This is a genomic window from Bradyrhizobium sp. 521_C7_N1_3 (genome assembly GCF_052075975.1).
Lineage (GTDB): Bacteria > Pseudomonadota > Alphaproteobacteria > Rhizobiales > Xanthobacteraceae > Bradyrhizobium > Bradyrhizobium japonicum.
Genome location: NZ_CP197232.1, coordinates 61,778 through 88,370, shown reverse-complemented (window position 1 = coordinate 88,370; position 26,593 = coordinate 61,778). Strand labels below are relative to the sequence as shown.

23 protein-coding genes are annotated in these 26,593 nt (G+C 64.4%); 9 read left to right on the top strand and 14 right to left on the bottom strand.

Annotation, left to right across the window (positions count from 1 at the left end):
* The first annotated feature begins 22 nt into the window (after positions 1-22).
* On the top strand, positions 23-1,702 hold the full coding sequence (ggt, locus tag AB7008_RS00365) for a gamma-glutamyltransferase (protein WP_441258242.1): 1,680 nt from the start codon (positions 23-25) through the stop codon (positions 1,700-1,702).
* A gap of 66 nt (positions 1,703-1,768) precedes the next feature.
* Here the strand turns inward: ggt and AB7008_RS00360 are convergent, their stop codons facing one another.
* Together AB7008_RS00360 and AB7008_RS00355 are read right to left on the bottom strand one after the other, a co-directional pair.
* Complete coding sequence (locus AB7008_RS00360; protein WP_041957185.1) at positions 1,769-3,250, bottom strand: aldehyde dehydrogenase; 1,482 nt, start codon at positions 3,248-3,250, stop codon at positions 1,769-1,771.
* Between the two features lie 117 nt (positions 3,251-3,367).
* Positions 3,368-4,726, bottom strand: coding sequence for a serine protease (locus AB7008_RS00355; RefSeq protein ID WP_441258241.1), 1,359 nt, complete (start codon positions 4,724-4,726; stop codon positions 3,368-3,370).
* Positions 4,727-4,817: 91 nt separating this feature from the next.
* Between AB7008_RS00355 and AB7008_RS00350 the strand changes: the two genes are divergently transcribed.
* Positions 4,818-5,621, top strand: a complete 804-nt coding sequence (locus AB7008_RS00350; RefSeq protein ID WP_038932760.1) for a HesA/MoeB/ThiF family protein — start codon at positions 4,818-4,820, stop codon at positions 5,619-5,621.
* Between the two features lie 9 nt (positions 5,622-5,630).
* On the opposite strand, the gene AB7008_RS00345 is transcribed toward AB7008_RS00350, so the two are convergent.
* Entirely contained in the window at positions 5,631-6,638 is a 1,008-nt protein-coding gene (locus tag AB7008_RS00345) for an aldo/keto reductase (protein WP_441258240.1), read from the bottom strand.
* Positions 6,639-6,757: 119 nt separating this feature from the next.
* Here AB7008_RS00345 and AB7008_RS00340 point away from each other — a divergent pair, with 119 nt between their 5' ends.
* The gene (locus AB7008_RS00340) at positions 6,758-7,669 is read left to right on the top strand and encodes a LysR family transcriptional regulator (protein ID WP_441258239.1); all 912 of its coding nucleotides are present in this window, start codon (positions 6,758-6,760) and stop codon (positions 7,667-7,669) included.
* Positions 7,670-7,684: 15 nt separating this feature from the next.
* Here the strand turns inward: AB7008_RS00340 and AB7008_RS00335 are convergent, their stop codons facing one another.
* Positions 7,685-8,686, bottom strand: a complete 1,002-nt coding sequence (locus tag AB7008_RS00335; protein ID WP_028155418.1) for a 2-hydroxyacid dehydrogenase — start codon at positions 8,684-8,686, stop codon at positions 7,685-7,687.
* A gap of 312 nt (positions 8,687-8,998) precedes the next feature.
* Here AB7008_RS00335 and AB7008_RS00330 point away from each other — a divergent pair, with 312 nt between their 5' ends.
* Complete coding sequence (locus tag AB7008_RS00330; RefSeq protein WP_014490951.1) at positions 8,999-9,529, top strand: SH3 domain-containing protein; 531 nt, start codon at positions 8,999-9,001, stop codon at positions 9,527-9,529.
* 177 nt (positions 9,530-9,706) lie between these two features.
* Here AB7008_RS00330 and irrA read toward each other — a convergent pair whose 3' ends face one another.
* Positions 9,707-10,198, bottom strand: coding sequence for an iron response transcriptional regulator IrrA (irrA, locus tag AB7008_RS00325; protein ID WP_014490952.1), 492 nt, complete (start codon positions 10,196-10,198; stop codon positions 9,707-9,709).
* A 352-nt stretch (positions 10,199-10,550) separates the two neighbouring features.
* Between irrA and fabA the strand changes: the two genes are divergently transcribed.
* The 4 genes from fabA (at position 10,551) to AB7008_RS00305 (ending at position 15,543) form a co-directional block, all read left to right on the top strand.
* Positions 10,551-11,072, top strand: a complete 522-nt coding sequence (gene fabA / locus AB7008_RS00320; protein WP_304492169.1) for a bifunctional 3-hydroxydecanoyl-ACP dehydratase/trans-2-decenoyl-ACP isomerase — start codon at positions 10,551-10,553, stop codon at positions 11,070-11,072.
* Positions 11,073-11,111: 39 nt separating this feature from the next.
* Positions 11,112-12,335, top strand: coding sequence for a beta-ketoacyl-ACP synthase I (gene fabB / locus AB7008_RS00315; protein ID WP_028155417.1), 1,224 nt, complete (start codon positions 11,112-11,114; stop codon positions 12,333-12,335).
* Between the two features lie 138 nt (positions 12,336-12,473).
* Positions 12,474-13,271, top strand: a complete 798-nt coding sequence (gene fabI, locus AB7008_RS00310) for an enoyl-ACP reductase FabI (protein ID WP_028155416.1) — start codon at positions 12,474-12,476, stop codon at positions 13,269-13,271.
* Positions 13,272-13,554: 283 nt separating this feature from the next.
* Positions 13,555-15,543, top strand: a complete 1,989-nt coding sequence (locus AB7008_RS00305; protein WP_304494840.1) for an autotransporter family protein — start codon at positions 13,555-13,557, stop codon at positions 15,541-15,543.
* Between the two features lie 10 nt (positions 15,544-15,553).
* On the opposite strand, the gene AB7008_RS00300 is transcribed toward AB7008_RS00305, so the two are convergent.
* The 5 genes from AB7008_RS00300 to AB7008_RS00280 all read right to left on the bottom strand — a co-directional run bounded on the left by AB7008_RS00300 (position 15,554) and on the right by AB7008_RS00280 (position 19,528).
* Complete coding sequence (locus tag AB7008_RS00300; RefSeq protein WP_063980146.1) at positions 15,554-16,150, bottom strand: glutathione S-transferase family protein; 597 nt, start codon at positions 16,148-16,150, stop codon at positions 15,554-15,556.
* Between the two features lie 164 nt (positions 16,151-16,314).
* Entirely contained in the window at positions 16,315-17,070 is a 756-nt protein-coding gene (locus tag AB7008_RS00295) for a hypothetical protein (RefSeq protein WP_304492168.1), read from the bottom strand.
* A gap of 62 nt (positions 17,071-17,132) precedes the next feature.
* Positions 17,133-17,834, bottom strand: coding sequence for a hypothetical protein (locus AB7008_RS00290; RefSeq protein ID WP_304492167.1), 702 nt, complete (start codon positions 17,832-17,834; stop codon positions 17,133-17,135).
* Positions 17,835-18,059: 225 nt separating this feature from the next.
* Positions 18,060-18,524: a GNAT family N-acetyltransferase gene (locus AB7008_RS00285; protein WP_304492166.1), complete on the bottom strand. Its 465-nt coding sequence runs from the start codon at positions 18,522-18,524 to the stop codon at positions 18,060-18,062.
* A gap of 77 nt (positions 18,525-18,601) precedes the next feature.
* The gene (locus AB7008_RS00280) at positions 18,602-19,528 is read right to left on the bottom strand and encodes a hydrogen peroxide-inducible genes activator (protein WP_304492165.1); all 927 of its coding nucleotides are present in this window, start codon (positions 19,526-19,528) and stop codon (positions 18,602-18,604) included.
* Between the two features lie 114 nt (positions 19,529-19,642).
* Here AB7008_RS00280 and katG point away from each other — a divergent pair, with 114 nt between their 5' ends.
* A complete protein-coding gene (gene katG, locus AB7008_RS00275; protein WP_304492164.1) occupies positions 19,643-21,808 on the top strand; it encodes a catalase/peroxidase HPI in 2,166 nt (721 codons plus the stop codon).
* 194 nt (positions 21,809-22,002) lie between these two features.
* Here katG and pnp read toward each other — a convergent pair whose 3' ends face one another.
* The 4 genes from pnp to rbfA all read right to left on the bottom strand — a co-directional run bounded on the left by pnp (position 22,003) and on the right by rbfA (position 26,438).
* On the bottom strand, positions 22,003-24,156 hold the full coding sequence (pnp, locus tag AB7008_RS00270) for a polyribonucleotide nucleotidyltransferase (protein ID WP_028155408.1): 2,154 nt from the start codon (positions 24,154-24,156) through the stop codon (positions 22,003-22,005).
* A 463-nt stretch (positions 24,157-24,619) separates the two neighbouring features.
* A complete protein-coding gene (gene rpsO, locus AB7008_RS00265) occupies positions 24,620-24,889 on the bottom strand; it encodes a 30S ribosomal protein S15 (RefSeq protein ID WP_008131787.1) in 270 nt (89 codons plus the stop codon).
* Between the two features lie 2 nt (positions 24,890-24,891).
* Complete coding sequence (gene truB, locus AB7008_RS00260; RefSeq protein WP_014490964.1) at positions 24,892-26,010, bottom strand: tRNA pseudouridine(55) synthase TruB; 1,119 nt, start codon at positions 26,008-26,010, stop codon at positions 24,892-24,894.
* On the bottom strand, positions 26,010-26,438 hold the full coding sequence (rbfA, locus tag AB7008_RS00255; protein ID WP_014490965.1) for a 30S ribosome-binding factor RbfA: 429 nt from the start codon (positions 26,436-26,438) through the stop codon (positions 26,010-26,012). The genes truB and rbfA overlap by 1 nt, the downstream gene beginning before the upstream one ends.
* Between the last annotated feature and the right edge of the window lie 155 nt (positions 26,439-26,593).

Below are 26,593 nucleotides of genomic sequence, written 5' to 3'. Positions count from 1 at the left end.
GCAAATAAAAGGGGCAGGCGGCATGGGCGGAAACTGGCGCGACCGGACGGCAACGACCTTTGAATGTCAGAAGATGCCGGTGGTCTCGAGCCGCGGCATGGTGGTCAGCAACCATCCGCTGGCCTCTAGCGCGGGCGCCGAGATGCTGGCCGCGGGCGGCAACGCCATCGACGCCGCGATCGCGACCCTGTTCACGCTGACCGTGGTCGAGCCGATGATGGTCGGCATCATCGGCGGCGGCATGGCGCATATACGTCTGGCTGACGGCAGCCACCGTTTCATCGACGGGCAGAGCACCGTACCTGCGGCGGTGCGCGACACCACCTACACCTCCAGGCCCGGCTCGGCGCATGACGTGTTCGACACCGTCGGCAACGAGAACCTCAACGGCCCGAAGGCGGTCGCCACGCCGGGCTCGCTGAAAGCCTGGTGCGAGACGCTGCGCCGGTTCGGCACTATGAGCCTCGCCGACGTCATGCAGCCCGCGATCAAGCATGCCGCGCGCGGCTATGCGGCGACGCCGTATTTGCACGAATGCATCAGCGAGAGCGCCGCCGAGATGCGCAAGGACAAGCCGATTGCGGCGATCTATTTGCCTGACGGCGAGCCGCTCAAGGTCGGCGAACGCGTGGTGCAGGCCGAATATGCCGAGACGCTCCGCACCATCGCCGACCACGGCGAGACCGCGCTCTATGAGGGGCCGCTTGGTGACATCCTCGTCGACTACATGGGGAAGGCCGGCGGCTTCATCCGCCGCAACGATCTCACCGGCTACAAGACCGTCGAACGGCAGCCGATCCGCGCCGACTATCGCGGCTGGACCATCCTTGGCCCGCCGCCGCCCGCGGCCTCCGGCGTGCATATCGCGCAGATGCTGAACATTCTCGAAGGCTATGACATCGGAGGCCTCGGCTTCGGCACATCGGAGACCATCCACTATCTCGCCGAAGTCCTGAAGATCGCCTTCGCCGATCGCGCCGCAGCCAGCGGCGATCCGGATTATGTCGGCGTCCCCGTGGAGCGGCTGACGTCGAAGGCCTATGCCGAGGAACGCCGTCGCGCCATCGATCCGGCGCGGGCGCAGGCCTGGGGCGCCGGCGTCTCGCAGCTCGAAGGCGCGCACACCACGCACATGACGGCGGCGGATGCGTTCGGCAACGTCGTCGCAACGACGCAGACCATCAACAATCTCTTTGGTGCCAAGATCATGATCCCGGGCCTGGGCGCCATCGCCAACAACTACATGAACCTGTTCGACCCGCGCCCCGGCCACGCGCTGTCGCTGGCGCCGGGCAAGCGCGTCACCACCTCGATGTCGCCGATGATGGCGCTGCGCGACGGCAAGCTGCGCTATGCGCTTGGCCTGCCCGGGGGAAAACGCATCTTCCCCAGCGCGATGCAGGCGCTGGTCAATCTGATCGACCACGGCATGAGCCTGCAGGAAGCGGTCGAGGCGCCGCGCATCTGGACCGAAGGCAACGCGCTCGAAGTCGAGCAGAAGGTGCCGGAGGCCGTGCGCGCGAAGCTTGCGGGCCTCGGCCACAAGGCGCAGCCTGTCGCGACCGTGGCGGGCGGCATGAACGGCATTGCCTTCCACGACGACGGCACCATGACCGGCGCCGCCTGCTGGCGCGCGGACGGCACGCCGGTGGGGATCTCCGGCGGGCTCGCGAAGCCCGGGATCAGGTTCAGGCTGAGTTAGCGACACACAGGCGGTGCGCTCCTCTCCCGCTCGCGGGAGAGGTGAAGATCGTGGCAACGCGCCTCCCTAGCGCATCACGAACGGATTAGCCGGCACGCCCGTGGCGGTCGAGATCCAGACGCTCTTGGTCTCCTGATATTCGCGTACCGCGTCGATGCCGTTCTCGCGGCCGACGCCGGAATGCTTCATGCCGCCGAACGGCATCATGTAGCTGATGGCGCGATAGGTGTTCACCCACACGGTGCCCGCGCGCAGCTGTTTCGGCACGCGGATAGCGCGTGCGAGGTCGCGGGTCCAGATGCCGGCGGCGAGGCCGTAGATCGTGTCATTGGCGATACGGATGGCGTCTTCCTCGGTGTCGAAGGGGATGATCGAGAGCACCGGCCCGAACACCTCCTCGCGCGCGATCCGCATGGTGTTGTCGACGTCGGTGAAGATCGTCGGCTCGACGAATTGGCCGCCGATGATGCCGTCGCCGGTGGCCGGCTTGCCGCCGAGCAGGCAGCGCGCGCCTTCGGCCTTGGCGATGTCGATATAGTCGAGGATCTTCTTGTACTGCGCCGGTGTCGTGACGGGACCGATGTTGGTGTCGGCCTGCATCGGATTGCCGATCTTGGCGGAGCGTGCGATGTCGAGCAGGCGATCCACGAACTTGTCCTTGATCGAGCGCTGCACCAGCAGGCGCGATCCCGCAATGCAGGTCTGTCCTGTGGCAGCGAAGATGCCGGAGACGGCACCGGCGGCGGCCGCGGCGAGATCGGCATCCTCGAACACGATGTTGGGCGACTTGCCACCGAGCTCGAGCGAGACCCGCTTCAGGCTGCGCGCCGCGGTCTCGTAGACCCGCGCGCCCGTTGTGTCTGAACCCGTGAAGGTGATTTTGGCCACGCCGGGATGCGCGATCAGCTCGCTGCCGATCTCGGGGCCGAAGCCGGTGACGACGTTGAAGATGCCGTCGGGAATGCCGGCCTCCTTCGTCAGCGCGGCGAATTCGAGCGTGCTCGCCGAAGTGAATTCCGACGGCTTGACGACCACGGCGCAGCCCGCGGCGAGCGCCGCCGCGCACTTCCACGCGACAAAGAGCAGCGGCGAGTTCCAGGCGGTGAGTGCGGCGACGACGCCGACCGGCTCGTGCGTCGTGTAAGCAAAGGTGTCGGCCTTGTCGATCGGCACGAGGCCGCCTTCGAGCTTGTCGACCAGCCCGCCATAGTACCACCACCATTCGGGATGGTAGCGGAGCTGGCCGAGCATCTCCGCCATCAGCTTGCCGTTGTCGCGCACCTCGATCTCGGCGAGACGCTCGGCGTTCGCGGCGACGAGATCGCCGAGCTTGCGCATCACCTTGCCGCGGGCGGATGCCGTCAACTTCGCCCACGGGCCGCGCCACATCGCCTCGTTGGCGGCTTTCACGGCCTTGTCGGCGTCGGCAGCCGATCCGCGCGGAATCTTTGCCCAGGGCTTGCCCTGATAGGGATCGACCGAATCGAACCACTCGCCATTGGCGGGATCGACATAGGCACCATTGATGTAGAGCTGATACGTCTTCATGAAGTCCTCCGGACGGACGCATTATGATTGCGGCTGGAAGGGAGGCTATCACGGCTTCCGTGGCTTCGTTGCGGCGAAGCCAATCACAAAGTCGCGGCTGCTCCGTGCTTACCGCGCCTATTTCCGGACGCAGATCACGCGCACGACGGCTGTCTTCGCATCCGTCGAAGTGCCGTTTGGCGCAATACCATTCGCTTTCAGGAAATCGCGCGCCGTTTCCGCGGAGACCATCACCGCCTGCGATGCCGGCACCGCTGTCGCGGGTCCTGCGACCATCGCGGGCTTCAGCAGTGCGATGCCGGCGAACTTGCCGTCGCCGTCGATCGCTGGGCCGCCGGAGAACCCGACGGCCGGTGGCGGCGACAGCGCGGAATCGCTTGATGTGACCGGCGCGAGCGTGCCCTTGGCGCTCGACACGCCCGCCGCACCGCCTTGGCTCTGGGGATCGGCGATGCCGACGACATCGACATTCGTCTTCGCCGCGCCGCCCGTGAGGCTGAGCGGCTTCAGGCCGCGCGCGCCGTAGATGTGCAGGAGCGCGAGATCGTGCTCCTTGTCCTCGGCGAGACGGTCGGCGCTGCCATAGCCGGCGATGGTGATCGCGAGACAGCTATCGGTAATGAGGCGGTCCGTGACAATCGCACCGTCGTCGCTGACGACGATGCCGGTGCCGTACTCGACGGTCTTGCGCGGCGGCGGCCCGGCCTGCGGTCCCGTCGGAAATGCATTGAACGCGCTCGACATTGCAATCACCACCGGCTCGACGCTGTTCTCGGTCGCCTGGTCGTAGAGGATCGTCATGGTGCGGACTTCGTCGCCCTTAAAGGTGCCTCGCACGTAGAATTTCTTGAGGCCCTGCAATCCCGACAGCACGAAGAAGTCGGGCTTCACCACGGTGTAGTCGACCTTGCGCCCCGACGGTTCCTTCTCCAGCTCGGCGAGTTTCGCCGTGGTCGGGTTGGCTTCCTTGCGGCGGCTCAGCAGCACCTGCACGGTTCCGGTCGGCGAGGTCCATTTCGAGCCGTTGGCATCGGTCGCCTGCTGCGGCACCAATTTGCCGGGGATACCGAGCCGGGCGCCGCTGGTCGGCTCCATCACGATCTTCCAGCCGACGCTCTCCTGCTTGCGCCGCGCGGTCTCCGCGAGCGCGGCGCGCTCCTGCGGATTGAGCACGCCGGTCGGCTTGCCACCCTTGGCTTTCTGATATTCCTTGATCGCCTCGACCATGCGCGCGCTGACGTCGCCGGTGATGGCGCCGTTATATTGGCCGACCCAGGCGAGGTCGGACTGGAGCGACAGCCGTGCCGCCTGCGCCATCGCATCAGCCGTCGCCGACGGCGTCTGCAGTGCGGGAGGCCGGATCGGCACGGTCTGGACCGGCTTCGGCTTGGTGCCGGGGACCTCTGGCGCCGTCATCTGGGCGCTCGCGCCTGTGGCAGCCGCGAACATCAGTGTTGCCGCAAGCATCGATCTCATGACAAATCCAGCCAGCCCATTGAACGTGCTGCCATTGAAGCACATCTCGTTGGTCGCGAACAATGTTGGGGCGGTTCAGGAGTAAGAGAAGGTGCTGAGCCCGGACGAACTCGAACGCTATGCCCGGCATATCGTGCTGCGCGATGTCGGCGGGCCGGGCCAGGCCGCGCTGAAGCGGGCTTCCGTGCTGGTGATCGGCGCCGGCGGGCTCGGCGCGCCCGCGCTGATGTATCTGGCGGCCGCCGGCATCGGCACGCTCGGCGTGGTCGATGACGACGTGGTCTCGCTGTCGAACCTCCAGCGCCAGGTGATCCATACGACGCCCGATATCGGCCGGCACAAGGTCGAGAGCGCGGCCGAGCGGATCTCCGCGCTCAATCCGCATGTCCGCTTCGTCGGCCACGCCACCTGGCTCAATGCCGACAATGCGCTGAGCATGATCGGAGACTACGATCTCGTGCTCGACGGCTCCGACAATTTCTCGACGCGTTATCTGGTCTCGGATGCCTGCTTCTTCGCGAAGCGGCCGCTGATCACGGCGGCGCTCGGCACCTTCGACGGCTCGCTCACCACCATCCGCGCGCATGAGAAGAACGAGCAGGGCGTGTTCAATCCGACCTATCGCTGCCTGTTTCCGGAGGCGCCGCCGCCCGGCACCGTGCCGGCCTGCGCCGAGGCCGGCGTCATGGGCGCGCTTGCGGGCGTGATGGGCTCGATGATGGCACTGGAGGCGATCCGCGAGATCGTCGGCTTCGGCGACGGCCTCGTCGGCCGCCTCTTGATGATCGACGCGCGCGCGATGCGCTTCGAGACGCTGCGCTACGCGCGCGATCCGGCCAATCCGCTCAATGGCGATGGGCCCGTGATCACCGATCTCAGCGCCCATCGCACCTGATCGCTGCCGTTACCGCGTGGCCGGCTTCTCGCTGTCGAGATGCGCCATCTGCTCGGCCGCGTAGCGCGTGCCGGAAGCGACGTCGGGCGGAAATGCCTTGGCCAGCGCAGCGAGATGAGCTTGCGTCAGCGTTACCTTGGTCGCGCCGAGCGCCTCGGTGAGACGGTTGCGCGTGCGTGCGCCGACCAGCGGCACGATCTCCTTGCCTTGAGCCGCCACCCAGGCGATTGCGACCTGCGCCGGCGTTGCGCCGATCTCCGTGGCGATGGCGCGGAGCTGCTCCGCCAGCGCGAGATTGGCGTCGAGATTTGCGCCCTGGAAGCGCGGCGTCATCAGCCGGTAATCCCTGCCGGCCTTGCCGGAATCCTTCGACCAATGGCCGCTGATCAGGCCGCGCGCCAGCACGCCGTAAGCCGTGATGGCGATGCCGAGCTCACGGCAGGTTTTCAATATGTCGCGTTCGATGCCGCGCTCGATCAGCGAATATTCGATCTGGAGATCGGCGATCGGATGCACGGCGTGCGCGCGGCGGATGGTGTCGGAGCCGACCTCGGACAGGCCGATATGCCTGATGTAGCCGGCCTTCACGAGATCAGCGAGACCGCCGATCGTCTCTTCGATTGGGACCTTGGGGTCGAGACGTGCCGGGCGGTAGACATCGATATGGTCGGTGCCGAGACGTTGCAGCGAATAGGCCAGGAAGTTTTTCGTTGCGGCCGGCCTTGTGTCCATGCCGGCGAACTCGCCGGCGGGCCCGCGCAGTGCGCCGAACTTCACGCTGATCTGGACTTTTTCGCGCGACACATCCTTCAGGGCTTCGCGCACCAGCATTTCATTATGACCCATGGCGTAGAAATCGCCGGTGTCCAGCAGCGTGATGCCGGCATCGAGCGCCGCGTGGATCGTGGCGATGCTTTCGCCGCGGTCGGCGGGGCCATAGACCTCCGACATGCCCATGCAGCCGAGACCAAGGGCGGAGACGGTCGGGCCGGTTGAACCGAGTTTGCGCTGTTCCATGATGGCTTTCCTCAAGAGGCGGCGGGCTGATTGTGCCGCGTGACGAGGCCAGATATGCGCCTGACCGATTAGGCCGATAAGCTGGACAATCTAGAATGGCTTGTTCATCATAGCGAACAATGGCCGAGCCCGATCTGCGTGATCTCGACGTCTTCGTGGCGGTTGCCCGCACCCGCAATTTCCGGCGCGCGGCGGTCGAAATTCGCGTGTCGGTGTCGAGCCTTAGCCAACGGCTGCGGGATCTGGAGGAGCGCCTTGGCGTTCGCCTGATGAACCGCACCACCCGCAGCGTCGCGCTGACCGAGGCGGGCGAGCTGCTGTTGTCCCGCATCGCTCCGGCGCTGCGCGATGTCGGCGATGCCCTGGATCAGGTCCGCGGCTTGCGCGAGATGGCTTCGGGACGCCTGCGCATCAACGCGCCGCCGCCCGCGGTGGACCTCGTGCTGGCGCCGATGGTCGGGCCGTTCCTTGCGACCTACCCGCAGGTCGATCTCGATATCGTTTCCGAAAGCGGCTTCGTCGACATCGTCAGCGCCGGCTACGATGCCGGCGTGCGTTATGGCGAGCACCTCGCGCAGGACATGGTGGCGATCCCGCTGAGCGGTCCGCAGAGCTATGTCGTCGTCGCATCGCCTGCGTACATCGCCCGCCGCGGCACGCCGAAGCACCCGAAGGATCTGCTCGACCATGACTGCATCCGCGCTCGCTACTCGAGCGGCGTCATGCATGATCTGGAGTTCGAGAACGCTGGCCAGATCGTGAAGGTCGATCCGCCGGCAAAGCTGATCTCGACCAACATGGGCCTTGCCATGCGCGCCGCGCTCGACGGCGCCGGCATCTGGGCGACGCTCGATGGCTACGTCCATGACGCCGTGACGTCCGGCGCGTTGGTCAGCTTGATGGAAGATTGGTGCGAGCCGTTTCCGGGCCCGTTCCTGTACTATCCGAGCCGGCGCCAGACGCCGCCCGCGCTACGCGCTTTCATCGATTTCGTCGCGGATTGGCGCAAGCGCGAAACGCGCGGCAAATAAACCTCCAAATAAGCCTCAGAGCATGCTCGGCAGCACGCGATCCGGCGGCTTGTGCGCGTCGAGGAAGGTGCGGATGTTGATGATCACCTTCTCGCCCATTTCGACGCGGCCCTCGATCGTGGCGGAGCCCATATGCGGCAGCAGCGCCACCTTGCCGGCCTTGGCGAGCCGCACCAGCTTTGGATTGACCGCAGGCTCGTGCTCGTAGACGTCGAGGCCGGCGCCGCCGATCTCGCCGGCTTCGATCAGCTTGATCAGCGTGTCCTCGTCGGTCACCTCGCCGCGCGCGGTGTTGACGATGTAGGCGTCCTTGCGGATCAGCTTCAGCCGCCGCGCCGACAGCAGGTGATAGGTCGCCGGCGTGTGCGGGCAGTTCACCGAGATGATGTCCATCCGCGCCAGCATCTGGTCAAGGCTTTCCCAATAGGTCGCGCCAAGCTCTTCGGCGATCTTCGGCGCGACGGGGCGGCGATTGTGGTAGTGGATCTGGAGGCCGAAGGCGCGGGCGCGGCGCGCGACCGCCTGGCCGATGCGGCCCATGCCGATGATGCCGAGACGCTTTCCCCCGATACGGTGGCCGAGCATCCAGGTCGGCGACCAGCCGGGCCAGGGCTTTCCTTCGGTCAGGATCGAGGCGCCTTCGATCATCCGGCGCGGCACGGCCAGGATCAGCGCCATGGTCATGTCGGCGGTGTCTTCGGTCAGAACCTTTGGCGTGTTGGTGACGGTGATGCCGCGGGCATGCGCGGCCTCGACATCGATATTGTCGACGCCGTTGCCGAAATTGGCGATCAGGCGGAGCTTGCAGTCGGGCTGGTTAACGATGTCGGCGGTGATGTGGTCGGTGACGGTCGGAACGAGCACGTCGGCAGTGCGCGCGGCCTCAGCGATCTGCTCGGCCGACATCGGTGTGTCCTCGAGATTGATCCGCGCGTCGAACAACTCGCGCATCCGGGTCTCGATCGAGTCCGGCAGCTTGCGCGTCACCACCACGAGGGGCTTTTTCTTCACCGACATGTCATGCCCTCATGAGGCGCCGCAAGCCGCCTCTGTCACCAAAGGCCGGCCGTTGAGGCCTCATTAACCCGGTTGTTCGACACTGCCTTTGCCGTGTCGTCCCCGGCGCTTCCTTCAAGCTCTCCCGACATTTCCGACCGGAAAATCGGGGCAAACTGGTTGTTCAAGTGTCCGTCCTCTCTAGCAGAAGGCCGGGCCAAGACAAGAACCACGGGTTTAGGCTTCGGGAACACGGGAGATGGGTTTGCGCGGCAGGTTCTGAATTTGGGGTGAGGGCCCGGCGTGGCGGGGCCCTCGACAGGAGACGGGTTGATGGCGTTGGGGCGTTTTTGTTCGGTAATGGCGCTCGTTTGCACCTGGTTGAGCGCCTCGGTCAGCCCCTCCCATTCGGCGAAGGACAGCACCCCCCAGACCGCGAGCGGCCTGCCGGTGCCGCGTTATGTCAGCCTCAAATCGGATCATGTGAACGTCCGCGCCGGCCCGACCAAGGACAATGACGTCGCCTGGGTCTACACCCGCGCCGGCCTGCCGGTCGAAATCACCGCCGAGTTCGAGAACTGGCGCCGGGTGCGCGATTCCGAAGGCGCCGAGGGCTGGGTCTATCATTCGCTGCTGTCGGGCCGCCGCACCGCGGTCGTCACCATGAAGCACAAGGACGACCTCGCCCCGATCTACGACCGGGCCGATCTCGATAGCGCGGTTGCGGCCAAGCTCCAGGCCGGCGTCGTCACGCAGGTCAAGAAGTGCACCGCAAACTGGTGCCGCGTCACCGGCAACGGCTTTGACGGCTGGATCCAGCAGGAGCGCCTCTGGGGCGTCTATTCGGACGAGCAGGTTAACTGACCCGAAGGGTCATCCCGGGTTGGCGCCAAGCGCCAGACCCGGGATCTCGAGATTCCCCGATGCGCAATTGCGCATCTGAGATCTGGTCCTTCGGACCATCCCGGAATGACAGCGTAAAACGACGATGGCCGGGACAAGCCCGGCCATGACGGCAAATTCAGCAGCTTTGGATCGGTCTCAGCGCTTCTTGCGCAGGCGCACCACCATGTCGATGCGCGCGATCTCGTAACCCTCGGGCACCTCCGGCATCTTGGACAGCGCCAGATGCGGATCCTCGATATCGACCAGCTCGTGGCTGTTTTCGAGGTAATAATGGTGGTGGGTGGTGACGTTGGTGTCGAAATAGGTCTTGGTGCCGTCGACGCTGACCTGGCGCAGCAGACCGGCATCGGTCAGCTGGTTCAACGTGTTGTAGACGGTCGCGAGCGATACCGGCACCTTGGCCAGCGTCGCCTCCTCGTAGAGCATTTCAGCCGTGAGGTGGCGAGCACCCTTGCCGAACAGGAGCCAGCCGAGCGCCATGCGCTGGCGCGTCGGACGAAGCCCCGCGGACTGGAGCATTTCGTTGACGTCGTGCCACGGGCACCCGGTCAAGGCCGGCTGGCGGCCGGACAGGAGGGCGGCGGAATGGACGTCGTCGTCGTGATGGGGCGCGGTATTCTCGCTCATTTCCAGATTTCGGGCACGCGTGGACACTGTATCTACATGCAATATATGGACAGATAGATGCAGATGCAAGTTTCTCGCAACTAGAGAGGTTCTAATGAGAAGTGGAACCGGGCGAGCAGGTGGTCACTTTACCTTCATGAGATCGCTTTGCCACCCGAAATGCCTGTGTTAGAGAGCCCGCGGTTCCGCTTGGCCGACTATGGCGCAGCCGGGCATTGAGGCCCGGCCCGCAGTCCATCCTGGCTCGTGGCAGTCGCGCCTGACGACGGGAATTGGCGCGGCTTTCCAAACGAAACGGGGCCCATTTTCGCCAGAAACGCCGCTCAATCGGGATTTGAACAGAGGCTTCCGCATGCTGAACAGGCGCAACGGCTACGAATATGAAGATTTGCTGGCATGTGCTCGCGGCGAGATGTTCGGTCCGGGCAATGCCCAGCTGCCGCTCCCGCCGATGCTCATGTTCGACCGCATCACGGAAATCAACGACAATGCCGGGGAGTTCGGCAAGGGAATGGTGCGGGCCGAGCTCGACGTGAAGCCCGACCTCTGGTTCTTCGGCTGCCACTTCAAGAACGATTCCGTCATGCCCGGCTGCCTCGGTCTTGATGCGCTGTGGCAGATGGTCGGCTTCTTTCTGGGCTGGAGCGGTGGAGAGGGGCGCGGCCGTGCGCTTGGCCTGAACGAGCTGAAGTTCAGCGGTCAGGTGCTGCCCGAGGCTCGCAAGGTTGTGTACAACATCGACATCAAACGCGTGATGCGTTCAAAGCTCGTGCTCGGCATCGCCGACGGGTGGCTTTCGGTCGATGACCAGATTATTTATCGCGCGAAGGATCTGAAGGTCGGCCTGTTCAAGCAGGGCACGAACCTGGGCTGAGCGCATCACTACGAAGACAACGATTAAGGCGAGGCTGTCATGAGGCGGGTTGTGGTCACCGGGATGGGCATCGTCTCGTCGATCGGAAACAACACCCAGGAAGTGCTTGCGAGCCTCCACGAGGCGAAGTCGGGCATTTCGCGGGCTGAGAAATATGCCGAACTCGGTTTCCGTTCGCAGGTGCAAGGTGCGCCGACGATCGATCCCGCGACGGTCGTCGACCGGCGTGCGATGCGCTTCCTCGGCCAGGGCGCCGGCTGGAATCACATCGCGATGGAGCAGGCGATCCAGGACTCCGGCCTGTCGCCCGACGAAGTCTCCAACATCCGCACCGGCATCATCATGGGTTCCGGCGGCCCGTCGGCCCGCACCATCGTCGAATCCGCCGACATCACCCGCACCAAGGGGCCGAAGCGCGTCGGACCGTTTGCCGTGCCGAAGGCGATGTCGTCCACGGCCTCCGCGACGCTTGCGACCTGGTTCAAGATCAAGGGCGTGAACTATTCGATCTCCTCGGCCTGCGCGACCTCGAACCATTGCGTCGGCAACGCCTATGAGACGATCCAGATCGGCAAACAGGATGTCATCTTCGCTGGCGGCTGCGAGGAGCTGGACTGGTCGCTCTCGGTGCTGTTCGACGCCATGGGCGCGATGTCCTCGAAATACAACGACACGCCCGCCACCGCCTCGCGTCCTTATGACGTCAACCGCGACGGTTTCGTGATTGCCGGCGGCGCCGGCGTGCTGGTGCTGGAAGAGCTCGAACATGCCAAGGCGCGCGGCGCGCGCATTTACGGCGAGATCGTGGGCTACGGCGCGACCTCGGACGGTTACGACATGGTCGCGCCCTCCGGTGAAGGCGCCGAGCGCTGCATGCGCATGGCGATGTCGACGGTGAAGACCAAGGTCGACTACATCAATCCGCACGCGACCTCGACGCCCGCCGGCGATCCGCCGGAGATCGACGCGCTGCGTCGCGTGTTCGGTGCCGGCGAGAAGTGCCCGCCGATCTCGGCGACCAAGGCGCTGACCGGTCACTCGCTGGGCGCAACCGGCGTGCAGGAGGCGATCTACTCGCTGCTGATGATGAACAACGGCTTCATCTGCGAGAGCGCGCACATCCAGGAGCTCGATCCTGTGTTCGCCGACATGCCGATCGTGCGCAAGCGCATCGACAACGTCAAGATCGGCACCGTGCTGTCGAACTCCTTCGGCTTCGGCGGCACCAACGCCACGCTGGTGTTCAGCCGGCTGGACGTGTGACGTCATTGCGGACGCACTGGTAGTTTTTTCGTCATGGCCGGGCTCGTCCCGGCCATCCACGTCTTTGCTAGCGGTTGCGGAAGAACGTGGATGCCCGGGACAAGCCCGGCATGACGGAGAGCGGAGAGTAATTGCGAGATGGAAGGACTGATGAAAGGCAAGCGCGGTCTGATCATGGGCATCGCCAATGATCATTCGATCGCCTGGGGCATGGCGAAGGCGCTGCATGCCCACGGTGCTGAGCTTGCCTTCACCTTCCAGGGCGAGGCGCTGGGCAAGCGCGTCAAGCCATTGGCAGAGCAGCTCGGCGTGGAATTGGTGCTGCCTTGCGACGTCGAGGACATCGCCAGTGTTGATGCGACCTTCGCCGTGCTGCGCGAGAAATGGGGCAAGCTCGATTTCGTCATCCACGCCATCGGCTTTGCCGACAAGAACGAGCTGAAGGGCCGCTACGCCGACACCAGCCGCGAGAATTTTTCGCGCACCATGGTGATCTCCTGCTTCTCGTTCACGGAGGTCGCAAAACGCGCCGCCGAGCTGATGACGGAGGGCGGCAGCATGATCACGCTGACCTTCGGCGCCTCGGAGCGCGCGATGCCGAACTACAACGTGATGGGCGTCGCCAAGGCGGCGCTGGAGGCCTCCGTGCGCTACCTCGCCTCCGATTTCGGACCGCGCGGCATCCGCGTCAACGCGATCTCCGCAGGTCCCATCCGTACGCTCGCCGGCTCGGGCATCGGCGAGGCGCGTGCGATGTTCGGCTTCATGCAAAAGCATTCGCCGCTCCGCCGCGGCGTCACGCTCGACGAGCTCGGCGGCTCGGCGCTGTATCTGTTGTCGGATCTCTCCGGCGGCGTGACCGGCGAGATCCACTATGTCGATTCCGGCTACAACGTCATCCTGATGCCGAGGCCGGACGATTTGAAGCCGGAATAGCTTCGTAGCCCGGATGGAGCGCAGCGCAATCCGGGGCGGTCGTATCCGCGGATGAGCCTGTCCCGGATTGCGCTGCGCTCCATCCGGGCTACGAGAGCAAGTTGGCGCAGCTGTGTGAACAGCGTCGCAGGGTGCGCGAAGCCGCGCCCTTCGCGCGCCAAAGGCCAGCGACCTTTCCTCGCACCCCCACGATCATGGGGCTGACTCGGCCATAGAATAGTATTTGCTGCGCCCGATGGTGCCGCAGGGTCGTGTCCCGCGGTTCGGGGGAACGATCTTGCCGATGGTGCATGCGATGTGTCGCGCGAGCGCGCTGGCGTCTGTGGCCGGCGTCGTGCTGCTTTGCTGCTGCTCGCACGCCTATGCTCAGTCGGCGATCTGGGATTCGACCCTCTCTAACACCAACTGGTACGTGCCGACGGCGCAGCTCTTGGCCTATGCCGCGCCGAAGACCGGCTTCTCCAATCCCATCCCGATCGGTGACCAGACGCTGTGGTCGCTGGCGGCCGCGACCAACGGCTCCTTCACCGGAACGAGCGTTGCGCAGCTCAAGCTTGGGTCGGCGCTCCTGACCGACACCTCGACCATCCAGGGGTTCGTCACGACCGCGGGCCAGATCACGATGCTGTTCACGCCGACATCGGGCGGTGCGGTGACCGTCGGTCTCGGCCATATGCGAACCGTCAACGGCGTGACCGGGATGGAAATGCAGATGATCACGGGCGACGGCCTGCTGGTGACGCATTGGGCCTATATGCTGCCCTACGATCCCGCGACATTCACGCCGCCGGCCTCGCAAGCCGTTCCCGCGAATTCCGCGCCGCAATGGGCATGGACACCAGGCACGCCGTGGCGGATCGTCAGCTCCACGCTGTTCGGCACCTCCACGCCCGGACGCTTCGTCATCACCAATTACCAGAACGGATATTTTTGGGGCGCCGGCATCGCGCCCGCGGGAAGCAGCGCCACCAATTTCACGCTGCTGGGCTCGGTGACCCCCGAGGGCAACGTCCTCTTCAACACGCTCTCGAAGGGCACGCTCGCAAGCCTCTATGGCGCCGCCAGCGGCGATGCGTCGGGCGCGCAGATGCTCGTCAGCACCTACGACCTGTCGGGCAACCCGACCGGTGGCGTTGCCTACATCTCCCTGGTGCGGCCCTATGCCGAAACCCTTCAAGCGCAGAACAGCCGCGCGGGCCTGGGGGCGGCCGATATGCTCTATCGTCTGTCCGCGACGTCGCTCGGCTGGACGGGCTCCATGGCATCCGGCTTCGCCGCACTTGATAATCTCAGTGGACCGAGCCTCGTCAACGCCGTCAACCAGACCTTGCCCGTCCTCACCGGCGCGGCATCGCAAGCGACCTACACCACGCAGCGTGTGTTCCAGCAGGCGATGACGGGACGACTCGACGACGTGCTCGGCCTCAACGGCGGCGTTGTGCCTGAACGAAACGTCTGGGTGAAGCCGCTCGGCGGCAGCGTGGGGCAGGGCAGCATCGACGGCGTCCCCGGATACAACGCCTCCGGTGGCGGCATTGCCGTCGGAGCCGACACGACGATTTCCGCGCGTGCGATGCTTGGCGGCGTGTTCGCCTATTCGCATCAGACGATCACCGGAAGCGACGATGCAGTTCCGAACCGGCTCGGGATCGATTCATATCAGGCGGGGCTCTACGGTGCCTATGCGCTCGGCCATGGGGTTCAGGTCGATGGACAGCTCGACGGCGCGCTGAACGACAATGGCGAGAGCCGCTCGCTCACCTTCATCAACAGCACGGCCGGCGCTGGCTATCGGTCCTATAGTGGGCACGCGGGTGCCGGCGCCCGCAAAGTGATTCCGATCGAGCCAGGATTTGCGATCGCCCCGTCGCTGCGGCTGGACTATGGGCAGGTACGCTCGCCTGCCTATCAGGAAGGTGGCGCGGGCGGCTTCAGCCTCAACGTGGATTCGCAGACCTATCGCGAACTGACGCTGACGGCGGGATTGAAGGGCGCCTACAAGGTTGCGAAGCAGGTCTATCTCACCGGCGATGTCGGCGTCGGCTACAACACGCTGAACCAGGGCCTTCAGATCAAGTCGGCCTTTGCCGGAGGCGGCGCCACCTTCGTCACCAGTGGCCTTGCGTTGTCTCCGTGGATCTACTCGACCGCGCTGGGACTCGTCGCCGCCGACGGCAAGGGTTTTGATCTTGGTATCCGCTATGGTCTCGCGGCCACGTCCTCCGGGCTGCTCCAGCAGTCTGGGCTCGCGGTTCTCAAGATCAGGCTGTAGACGAGCTGTCTCATCCGGCCGCGATCTGCTCCGCCCGCTGGAACGCCGGCCGCGCCATGCAACGCGCGAGATAGGCATCGAAGGCCGGACGCGACGGCACCATCTTGAACAGTCGCACTGCGAAGTTCAGGCCGGAGCCGACCGTGATGTCTGCGGCGGAAAACTCCTCGCCGAGGATCCACGGTCCCTTCGCGAGCGCAGCTTCCAGCACGTCGAACACCTGCGTGGCGCTGCCCCAGGCCGCCGTCGAGGTCGGGATCTCGATCTTGGTGAAGATCTGGATGATCGCCGGCTCGATGCAGCCCGGCGAGAAGAACAGCCATTGCAGATAGCGCGCGCGACGCGGATCGGTCACGGCAGGCGCCAGCTTCGCTTCGGGATAGCGGTCGGCGATGTAGGCGCAGATCGCAGCGGCTTCGCCGAGCGCGGCATCGCCGTCGGCGAGCGCCGGGACCTTGCCCATCGGATTGACCTTCAAAAAGTCCGGCGCTTTCTGCGCGCCGGTCGAGATGTCGGTCAGCACGCGCTCATAGGGCAGGCCGCTCTCTTCCATCAGCCAGAGCGTTGTGAACGAGCGCGAGCGGGGCGACCAATAAAGCTTGATCATGGCGGGAAACCTTCCATTGGCGCGAGGCAATAGCGCGCAATTCATGGCGCGTTTGCCGCGCATTCGCAACGCACTACGCCTAGGCAGGAGGTCAGCCGCGCAAACGACATGTTGGTCAACGCGACCGGTTGACGGTGGTGTTCTCAATCAGAGCGCAGGGTGTCCTAGTGCCGGAGCAAGGGCGGCAATGTCTTGTCGAGACTTGCCGTCAGCATGGCACGCACGCCGTCGCGCAATACCGGATTATTGACAACATCCGCGGGCTTCTCCGGAAACATTGCCTGATCCAGCTCGCGTGTCGGTCCACCAAGCGGATTGCGCAGCAAGCGGTCGATGTAGGTGTCGTCAGTCATCAAGGCCTGCGCTTCCTTGATCAACGCAAAAGACCCGCCGTCATAAACCCGGATGTACATGATCGCGTAGAGATGCACGGATCTGTCGTAAGGGTACTGCGAGATTCCAATGCCGTATTCGCGATGCGTTCCGCTGTGCCGGTGCACCACGACATAACGTTCGCAACGAAGCCTTGGTGCGAGAAACCGAACGAAGTCCGCGATGTCTTTTTCGGCGCGGTAGAAGAACGGATTCTGCTCCCGCCGGCCGCCGGATTTCAGCTCCTCCCTGGTGTAGGTGACTCTACGCACGGAGCTGCCGGGCGCAGCCGCGCGAACGCGGGACACGACGAGGTCGTCGAGTGCCCACGCGGTCACGGCGGTCCGCGAGTATTTGTCCAGGAACTTCAGGGGACCGTACTTATTGATCATGAAGAGGTCGCCGGCGATCGGGATGACGCCGATCTGACATGGGCCGCTCTCTGCTGGTGCCGTTGAGGACGCGTTCGATGACTTGGCCGTGCTCGTCTTTGATGCAGCCTGGGCTCCGACTCCCGCCGCCGAGAGCTGATGCGCCGCGACGATCATTGCGAAGGCCTGCATCGCCTTGATCATCGCTTTCTTACGAGCTTGGCTTCCTTTCAGCATCGTCACTGCGCGAAATACGGCGGCAAGATCTTGTCCAGCCGTTTGGTCAGGAAGTCGCGCGTGGTGTCGCGCAGGGCGGTGTTGTTGGCGGAGTCCGCCGCCGTCTCCGGAAACATGGACTTGTCCACCTTCTGCAAAAGTTCGTTCGAAACGAAGTTGTCCGCCATATGCTTCATGACGCCTTCGAACGTTACGGCGGGGCCTTTCATGATCTCGAAGGTGCGGCCATCGACCCACGTCACGCCGATATAGGAGAAGACATAAGCATATGAGATGAGACCGACGCCCCGGCTGAAGATGCCGACGCCGCTGAGCGACTGATTGGTCCCGTCAAGCTGTCCTTCGCTGCGCATGACGACGAGATAGCGCTCGCAACCGGCATTGCCTGCGACCTGCCGGATCAGGTTCGACAGCTCTTCGCGCTGATTGCGGAACAGGCCGGATTTGGGGTGGTAGTAGGAATCGAGCGCGCCCTTGGCGTAAGTGATCCGTCGCACCGGCGTGCTGCCTGCTGCGGCCCGCGCCCGCGCAAAGACGAGGTCGTCGAGGCCCCAGGATACCGGGACTTCGGCATAGTCGTTGCCGAACACGGTCAGACCGATCTTCTGGACGACGAAGATGTCCCCCGTCCCCGCAATCACGCCGACGCCACAAGGACCGGCAGTCGCCGACTCCGCAGGCTTCGGCGCCGCCTTCGGCTTCACCGTCGCTTTCTTGGCTGTTGGCTTTGCTTGTGGTGCGGTCTGAGCGGCGGGAGCGGTGGTTGCGGGAGGGGTTTGCGCTGCTGCCGAAGTCAGGAAGGACAGCAGGATGAGCACCGGGGCAGCAAATCGAAACATGGATTCCAAGGATCAGAGGCGGGAGGTCATCGGATACGCCACACTAGGGTGGGATCGTGACAACCGCAAGCTGCAGCCCGGGATCGCTGTCTATCCGGTGAGCCGCGGCCGCTTCCACCGATAATACTTCATCACGAACCCATTCGACGGCTCGATCTCTTCCTTCTCGAACACAAAGCCTTCGCGCTCGTACCAGCGCCAGGCCTTTTCGTTTTCGCGGACGCAGCGCAGATACATTTCATCCGGCATGTGCGTGCGCGTGAAGGCAAGCAATTGCCGTCCGAGCGATTGCCCCTGGTAGGCGGGCCCGACGAAAAGCATGTCGAGATAGAGTTTTGGCAGATGCAGCGCCAGCATGGCGGCGATCGTGCCCTCGTCGTCGGCGACGAACAGGCTCCAGCCGTTCTCGATCTCGCGTCTGATGCGTGCGCGCAGATTTGCCAGCAGGAACTCACTCGCCTCGGCGAGGCCGGTGGAGACCCAGCTTTCCATCCAGACGCGGCCGATCTCGTCATATTCGCCGGGGCGCGCGGGACGGATGATCGGATCAGACATCGGTGCTCTCGGTTCGATCTGCCCGCCTTGCGCGGGGGCTCGCTTGAATGATCCCGGCTATCCAGGAAAATTCCCGCCTACCCACGTTGGCCGCGCGTGGCCTGCCGCGGGCGCGCCTTACCGGCCGACAGGCACACCACCTCGGAGATCTGCAGCAGCTGCCGCGCCAGCGGGCTGGTCTTGCGCCAGACCATGCCGATGGTGCGCGAGGGCTCGGGATCGCGGAAGCGCGACAGCGAGACCGAGGCCGATCGCGTCTCCACCGGCACCGCCATTTCCGGGATCAAGGTGACGCCGATTCCGGCGCTGACCATCTGGACCAGCGTCGACAGCGAATTCGCATCCAGCATCTCGCGCGGCGGCGCCGATTGCATGTTGCAGAACGACAGCGCCTGATCGCGGAAGCAGTGCCCCTCTTCGAGCAGCAGCAGCCGCATCTCGCGCATCATCTCGCGCGATGGTACCGGCGTGCCTTCGTCGGAGCCTGGCCGCACCAGCAGGAATTTTTCGTCGAACAGCGCGACCTCGGTGAGCGAAGGCTCGGACACCGGCAATGCAACGATGGCTGTGTCGAGCCGGCCTTCCACCAGTTCCTGGATCAGCCGCGGCGTCATCGTCTCGCGCACGCGGATGTCGAGCTCCGGATGCATGCGCGTGAGATTCTTGGTGATCTTGGGCAGCAAATAGGGCGCGATCGTCGGGATCATGCCGATGCGCAGCCGGCCCGCAAAGCGGTCCTGCGAGGCGCGTGCGAAATCGCCGAGCTCATCGACCGAGCGCAGGATGTCACGGACGCGCGGTGCGAGCTCCTCGCCGAACCGGGTCAGCGCCACCTGCCGGGCGCTGCGCTCCAGAAGCAGGCCGCCGAGCGCCTCCTCAAGTTCCTTGATCTGCATCGACAGGGCCGGCTGGGAAATCGAGCTTGCCTCCGCCGCGCGGCCGAAATGGCCGTGACGCGCCAGCGCGTCGAAATATCTGAGCTGGCGCATCGTCACGTTGGCCATCAGAAAATCCTATCGCAGCGATCATTAAAGTCAACTTCCCCTGATCGAATGCGAAGCCTAGAGTAATTCTACCTGGTCAAGGGCGCGAGTTCGACGCCACCAGAGGAGGTATTCATGGATGACACTTCGAAGTGCCCGTTTTCGGGCGGAAAACCCACGCGCGTGAACCGCGACTGGTGGCCGACCCAGCTCAGCATCGAGATGCTGCACAAGAATTCAACCTTGTCCGACCCGATGGGCAAGGAGTTCGACTATGCCAAGGAGTTCAAGTCGCTCGACCTGAATGCCGTCATCAAGGACCTGACGGCTCTGATGACGGACTCGCAGGAATGGTGGCCCGCCGACTTCGGCCACTATGGCGGACTCATGATCCGCATGGCCTGGCACAGCGCGGGCACCTATCGCACCACGGACGGCCGCGGTGGCGCCGGTGCCGGTCAGCAGCGTTTCGCACCGCTCAACAGCTGGCCCGACAACGCCAATCTCGACAAGGCGCGCCGTCTGCTCTGGCCGATCAAGCAGAAATACGGCCGCAAGATCTCCTGGGCCGATCTGATGGTGCTCGCCGGCAACGTCGCGCTGGAATCGATGGGCTTCAAGACCTTCGGGTTCGCCGGCGGCCGCGCCGACGTGTGGGAGCCGGAAGAGCTCTACTGGGGTCCTGAAGGCACGTGGCTGGGCGACGAGCGCTACAGCGGCGAGCGCCAGCTCGCCGAGCCGCTCGGCGCGGTGCAGATGGGCTTGATCTACGTCAATCCGGAAGGTCCGAACGGCAAGCCTGACCCGGTCGCCGCGGCCAAGGACATCCGCGAGACGTTCGCCCGCATGGCGATGAACGACGAGGAAACAGTCGCGCTGATCGCCGGCGGCCACACCTTCGGCAAGACCCACGGCGCGGGCGATCCGTCGCTGGTCGGTCCGGAGCCGGAAGCGGGTGCGCTCGAGGATCAGGGCCTCGGCTGGAAGAGCAAGCACGCTTCGGGCCTGGCGGGCGATTCCATCACCAGCGGTCTCGAGGTGACCTGGACGACGACGCCGACCAAGTGGAGCAACAACTTCTTCGAGAACCTGTTCAAGTACGAATGGGAGCTGACGAAGAGCCCGGGCGGCGCGAATCAGTGGACCGCCAAGGGCGCCGAGGCGATCATTCCGGATGCCTTCGACAAGTCGAAGAAGCACCGGCCGACGATGCTGACGACCGACCTCTCCCTGCGCCTCGATCCGGCCTACGAGAAGATCTCGCGTCGCTTCCTGGAGAATCCGGATCAGTTCGCGGACGCGTTTGCCCGCGCCTGGTTCAAGCTCACCCACCGCGACATGGGTCCGATCCAGCGCTATCTCGGCCCGCTGGTGCCGAAGGAAACGCTGATCTGGCAGGATCCGATTCCGAAGGTGAACCACGAGCTGGTCGGCGACCAGGACATCGCCGCGCTGAAGACCAAGATCCTGGCTTCTGGCCTTTCGGTCTCCGAGCTGGTCTCGACCGCCTGGGCGTCGGCTTCGACGTTCCGCGGCTCGGACAAGCGCGGCGGCGCGAACGGCGCGCGTATCCGTCTTGCCCCGCAGAAGGATTGGGAGGTGAACCAGCCGGCTCAGCTCTCCAAGGTTCTCGGCAAGCTCGAAGCGATCCAGAAGGACTTCAACGCATCGGCCGGTGCGAAGAAGGTCTCGCTCGCCGACCTCATCGTCCTCGGCGGTTCTGCCGCGGTCGAGAAGGCTGCGAAGGATGCCGGCGTCGACGTGAAGGTTGGCTTCACGCCGGGCCGCATGGATGCCTCGCAGGAGCAGACCGACGCGGACTCCTTCGCCCCGCTGGAGCCGCGGGCCGATGGCTTCCGCAACTATGTCGGCAAGAAGCATCAGTTCCTGCAGCAGGAGGAAGCCCTCGTCGATCGCGCGCAGCTGCTGAAGCTGAGTGGACCCGAGCTGACCGTGCTGGTTGGCGGCCTGCGTGTGCTCGGCGCCAATGCGAACGGTTCGAAGCACGGCATCCTCACCGCGAAGGTGGGCACGCTGAGCAACGACTTCTTCGTCAACCTGCTCGACATGAGCGCGCAGTGGACGCCGGTGGCTGACGGCACCTACGAGGCCCGCGACCGCAAGACCAACGCGGTGAAGTGGACCGGCACGCGCGCCGATCTGATCTTCGGTGCGCACTCGCAGCTCCGTGCCTTCGCCGAGGTCTATGCCTCGTCGGACGCCAAGCAGCAGTTCGTGCAGGACTTCGCCAAGGCCTGGACCAAGGTGATGAACCTCGACCGGTACGACCTCGCGGCCTGAGTTTGTTGCACCTCTCCCGCTCGCGGGAGAGGTGACTTCCCGTAGCCCGGATGGAGCGCAGCGCAATCCGGGAAACTGGCCCCGCATTACGCTTTGCTTCATGCGGGCTACGAACTGCGGAGAAGCAATACGTCGAACACAAACAAAAAGGGCGGCCGAGAGGCCGCCCTTCGTGTTTCTGATGTGCGGAGCGATTACTCGCCGGCGGCTTCGCGCGGGGCCTTCTCGCCCTCGCCCTTGCCCTCGAGGTCTTCGCCGGTGGTCTGGTCGACCACCTTCATCGACAGCCGGGTCTTGCCGCGATCGTCGAAGCCGAGCAGCTTGACCTTGACCTTGTCGCCTTCCTTGACGACGTCGGAGGTCTTCTGCACGCGCGCCGAAGCGAGCTGGCTGATGTGGACGAGACCGTCCTTGGAGCCGAAGAAGTTCACGAAGGCGCCGAACTCCATCACCTTGACGACGGTGCCGTCATAGATCTGGCCGACTTCCGGATCGGACGCGATCGACTTGATCCACTTGATCGCGGCCTTCATCGCCTCGCCGTCGCTGGAGGCGACCTTCACGGTGCCGTCGTCCTCGATGTTGACCTTGGCGCCGGTCTTCTCGACGATCTCGCGGATCACCTTGCCGCCGGTGCCGATCACTTCGCGGATCTTGTCGGTGGCGATCTTGAAGGTCTCGATGCGCGGCGCGTATTCGCCGAGCTCGGCGCGGGCGTTGGTGAGCGCCTTGGCCATTTCGCCGAGGATGTGGATACGACCATCCTTGGCCTGACCGAGCGCGACCTTCATGATCTCCTCGGTGATGCCCTCGATCTTGATGTCCATCTGCAGCGAGGTGATGCCCGCTTCCGTGCCGGCCACCTTGAAATCCATGTCGCCGAGATGATCCTCGTCACCGAGGATGTCCGAGAGCACCGCGAAGCGCTTGTCCTCGAGGATCAGGCCCATCGCGATACCCGCGGTCGGCCGCTTCAACGGCACGCCGGCATCCATCAGCGCCAGCGACGCGCCGCAGACCGAAGCCATCGAGGACGAGCCGTTCGACTCGGTAATCTCCGACACCACGCGCGTGGTGTAGGGGAACTCGTGATGCGGCGGCAGCACCGGGTGGATCGCGCGCCAGGCCAGCTTGCCGTGGCCGATCTCGCGGCGCTTGGTGCCGCCGAGGCGACCGGTCTCACCGACCGAGTAGGGAGGGAAGTTGTAGTGCAGCAGGAACGTCTCTTTGTACGTTCCGGACAGCGCGTCGATATACTGCTCGTCCTCGCCGGTGCCGAGCGTGGTCACGACCAGCGCCTGGGTCTCGCCGCGGGTGAACAGGGCCGAGCCGTGGGCGCGGGGCAGCACGCCGACTTCGGCGATGATGTTGCGAACGGTCTTGCTATCGCGGCCGTCGATGCGCTTGCCGGTGTCGAGGATGTTCCAGCGAACGATCTTGGCTTCCAGCTCCTTGAACACGGCGGAGACGCGCAGCTTGTCGTATTTCGGCTCCTGCCCTTCGGGGAAGTAATGGGCGATCACCTTTTCCTTGACCTTGCCGACCGCGGCGTAGCGATCCTGCTTGACCGGAATGGCGTAGGCGGCGCGCAGCTCCTGCTCGACGAGGCCGAGCATTTCCTTCTCGAGCGCCGAATTGTCGATCACCGTGACTTCGCGCGGCTCCTTGGCGGCCTTCTCGGCCAGCTCGATGATGGCGTTGATCACTGGCTGGAAGTGGCGGTGACCGAACATCACGGCGCCGAGCATGATGTCCTCGTTGAGCTCCTTGGCCTCCGATTCCACCATCAGCACGGCGTCGGCGGTGCCGGCGACGACGAGGTCGAGCTGGGTGTCGACCATCTCGTCGAGCGTCGGGTTGAGAATGAACTCGTCATTGGCGAAGCCGACGCGCGCGGCGCCGATCGGGCCCTTGAAGGGCGCGCCGGACAGCGTCAGCGCAGCCGAGGAGGCGACCAGCGCCACGATATCGGGATCGTTCTCCATGTCGTGCGACAGCACGGTGACGATCACCTGGGTCTCGTTGCGCCAGCCGTCGACGAATAGCGGACGGATCGGACGGTCGATCAGGCGGGAGACCAGCGTCTCCTTCTCGGTCGGACGACCCTCGCGCTTGAAATAGCCGCCGGGAATGCGGCCGGCTGCGTAGGTCTTCTCCTGGTAGTCGACCGTCAGCGGCAGGAAGTCGACGCCTTCGCGCGGCGCCTTCGCCGCGACGACGGTGGCGAGCACCACGGTCTCGCCATAGGTGGCGACGACGGCGCCGTCGGCCTGACGCGCGATCTTGCCGGTTTCGAGCTTGAGAGGGCGTCCACCCCAGTCGATCTCGACTGAATGCTTATTGAACATAGAGGTCTTCTTTCATGGGTTCTCGAAAGAAGGACGGCCCGAAAAACAAAAACCATGCGCAAGATTGCGGGACGTTGATCGAAGCGGGCGATCAGCGTCCTGCGATCCTGCCATGGTTTTCGGATTTCGGATGGCGTCCATCCTCTCGGGTCATACGGGCGCCTTGCCCGTTGTGCCCAGCCGCCGGATTGCTGCTGGACTGTCAGTCGGCACGAACGCGAACACCGGATTGCGGTCCTCGCCCATCGTGCCCCGGATGCTAGCCGTCACTCGAGCATGATCCGGAAAAGTGCAAAGCGGTTTTCCGAAAAGATCATGCTCAAACAACAATCCAAAGTGCGATTCTTATCGCGCTTTGGGCTCGCACCCGACGCGTACGCAGCCTCGATCAAAAACCTTTAAATAAACGCTTTCGCTCGAAACCACGCACGAAAACGCGCGCCAGTGGCGCGCGCGGGAACACTTAACGACGAATGTTGTGCTTCTCGAGCAGCGCCTTGTAACGCGCCTCGTCCCTCTTCTTGAGGTAGTCGAGCAGCGAGCGGCGGGTCGAAACCAGCTTCAAGAGGCCGCGACGCGAATGGTTGTCCTTCACGTGGGTCTTGAAATGGTTGGTGAGGTTGTTGATGCGTTCCGACAGGATCGCGACCTGAACCTCCGGCGAGCCGGTGTCGCCGGCCTTGTTGGCATTCGTCTTGATGACTTCCGCTTTGCGTTCTGCGGCAATCGACATCGTCAATTTCTCTCGTTGCGACCGGTGCTGGCAGTCAGACCGGTCAGGTTGAACACACGCTTGGGGATGATTTCGCCGTTGCCGACTTCAGCAAGCGCCAATAGACGGCCTGCCACCGTGACATAGACTGTGCCGCTACTAGTGGGCGCATCCCGTCCGCGCAACAAAACGGCCTGGCCCCTATGGAGCCTTGCCGCATCAGCCCGAGTGACGGCCAGTGCCGGGATGTCGTCCAGCGCGGTCTCAACGGGCATCAGCGCGTCGGCGAGGCTGCCCTCGCCGGACGCGGCTCTATCGCATAAAGCCTCCAACTGATCCAGCGGAATCATGTCGTTCTCGCCAAATGGGCCGACCAGGGTCCGCCGCAGCGCGCAGATATGGCCGTAAGTGCCGAGAATCCGGCCCATATCGCGGGCCAGCGCCCGGACATAGGTGCCCTTGCCGCACTCGGCCTCGAACACCGCCCGGTCGTTATCCGGTTGATCCACAAGGGTTAAATGGTGAATTTCGACCGGACGGGGGGCCAGTTCCACGACCTCGCCGTCGCGGGCGAGGTCATAGGCGCGCTCGCCCTGGACCTTGATCGCGGAATAGCGCGGCGGGATCTGCTCGATCACCCCGGTGAAGCGGGGCAGCAGGGCCAGGATGGCCTCCCGGGTCGGGCGCTGGTCGGAGGTCGCGGTGACCCGGCCCTCGATATCGTCGGTGTCGCGCTCCTCGCCCCAGCACACGGTGAACTGGTAGCGCTTGCGGCCGTCCATCACGAAGGGAACCGTCTTGGTGGCCTCGCCGAGCGCGATCGGCAGGCCGCCGGAGGCGAGCGGGTCGAGCGTGCCGGCGTGTCCCGCGCGCTTGGCGTTGAACAGGCGCTTGAGTACGGCGACCGCTTGCGTCGAGGTCATGCCGATCGGCTTGTCGAGCACGACCCAGCCATGGACGTCGCGGCGGTCGCGGCGCGGCTGGTTGCCCTTCTGCTTGTTGGCACGGGGATCGTTGTTGACGCGGCGCGGCTCCTGATGCGGCTGGGAATCGCCGCCGAGATCCGCAAAATTATTTTTCTGCACGTCGCGCTGATCGGTCTCTTCGCCGCCGATCGTGCCGTGAGCCGGGTCCATCGTCATCACTCTTCTTCCCGATCCGAATCCGGATCCTGTTCCAGGTCCTTCTGCACCGCAGGTGTTCGCAAAAGCTTCTCGATCCGTTCCGCTTCGTCGAATCGTTCGTCGACGCGGAAACGAAGATCAGGTGCAAATTTCAGGTTAACGCGATGCGCGACCTCGCCGCGCAGGAATTTCTTGTTGCGCTCGAGCGCAGCAATGACGACCTCGGTATCGCGGCCACCAAGCGGCATCACATAGACTGTCGCGAGCTTCAGGTCGGGCGACATCCGCACCTCCGGCACGGTGATGATGTGACCCTCGAGGTCATCATCATGCACATTGCCTTGCGCCAGAATCTCGGCCATCGCGTGGCGAACCTGCTCGCCGACACGCAACTGGCGTTGCGAGCCGCCCGGCGCGGAACTTTTCTTCTGATGGTGGCGGGGCATGGTTGAAAATCACCTCGTCGTGCCCGCGTTTGGGACACGAGCATTGTCATTTGTCCTGTTGAAACGAATGCGGCGCGGATGGCCGGAATAAATCCGGCCATCGCACTCCCGCAATTTCAGCTCAAAAAGATCCGGGCGCTTCGGTAAGATTTGGA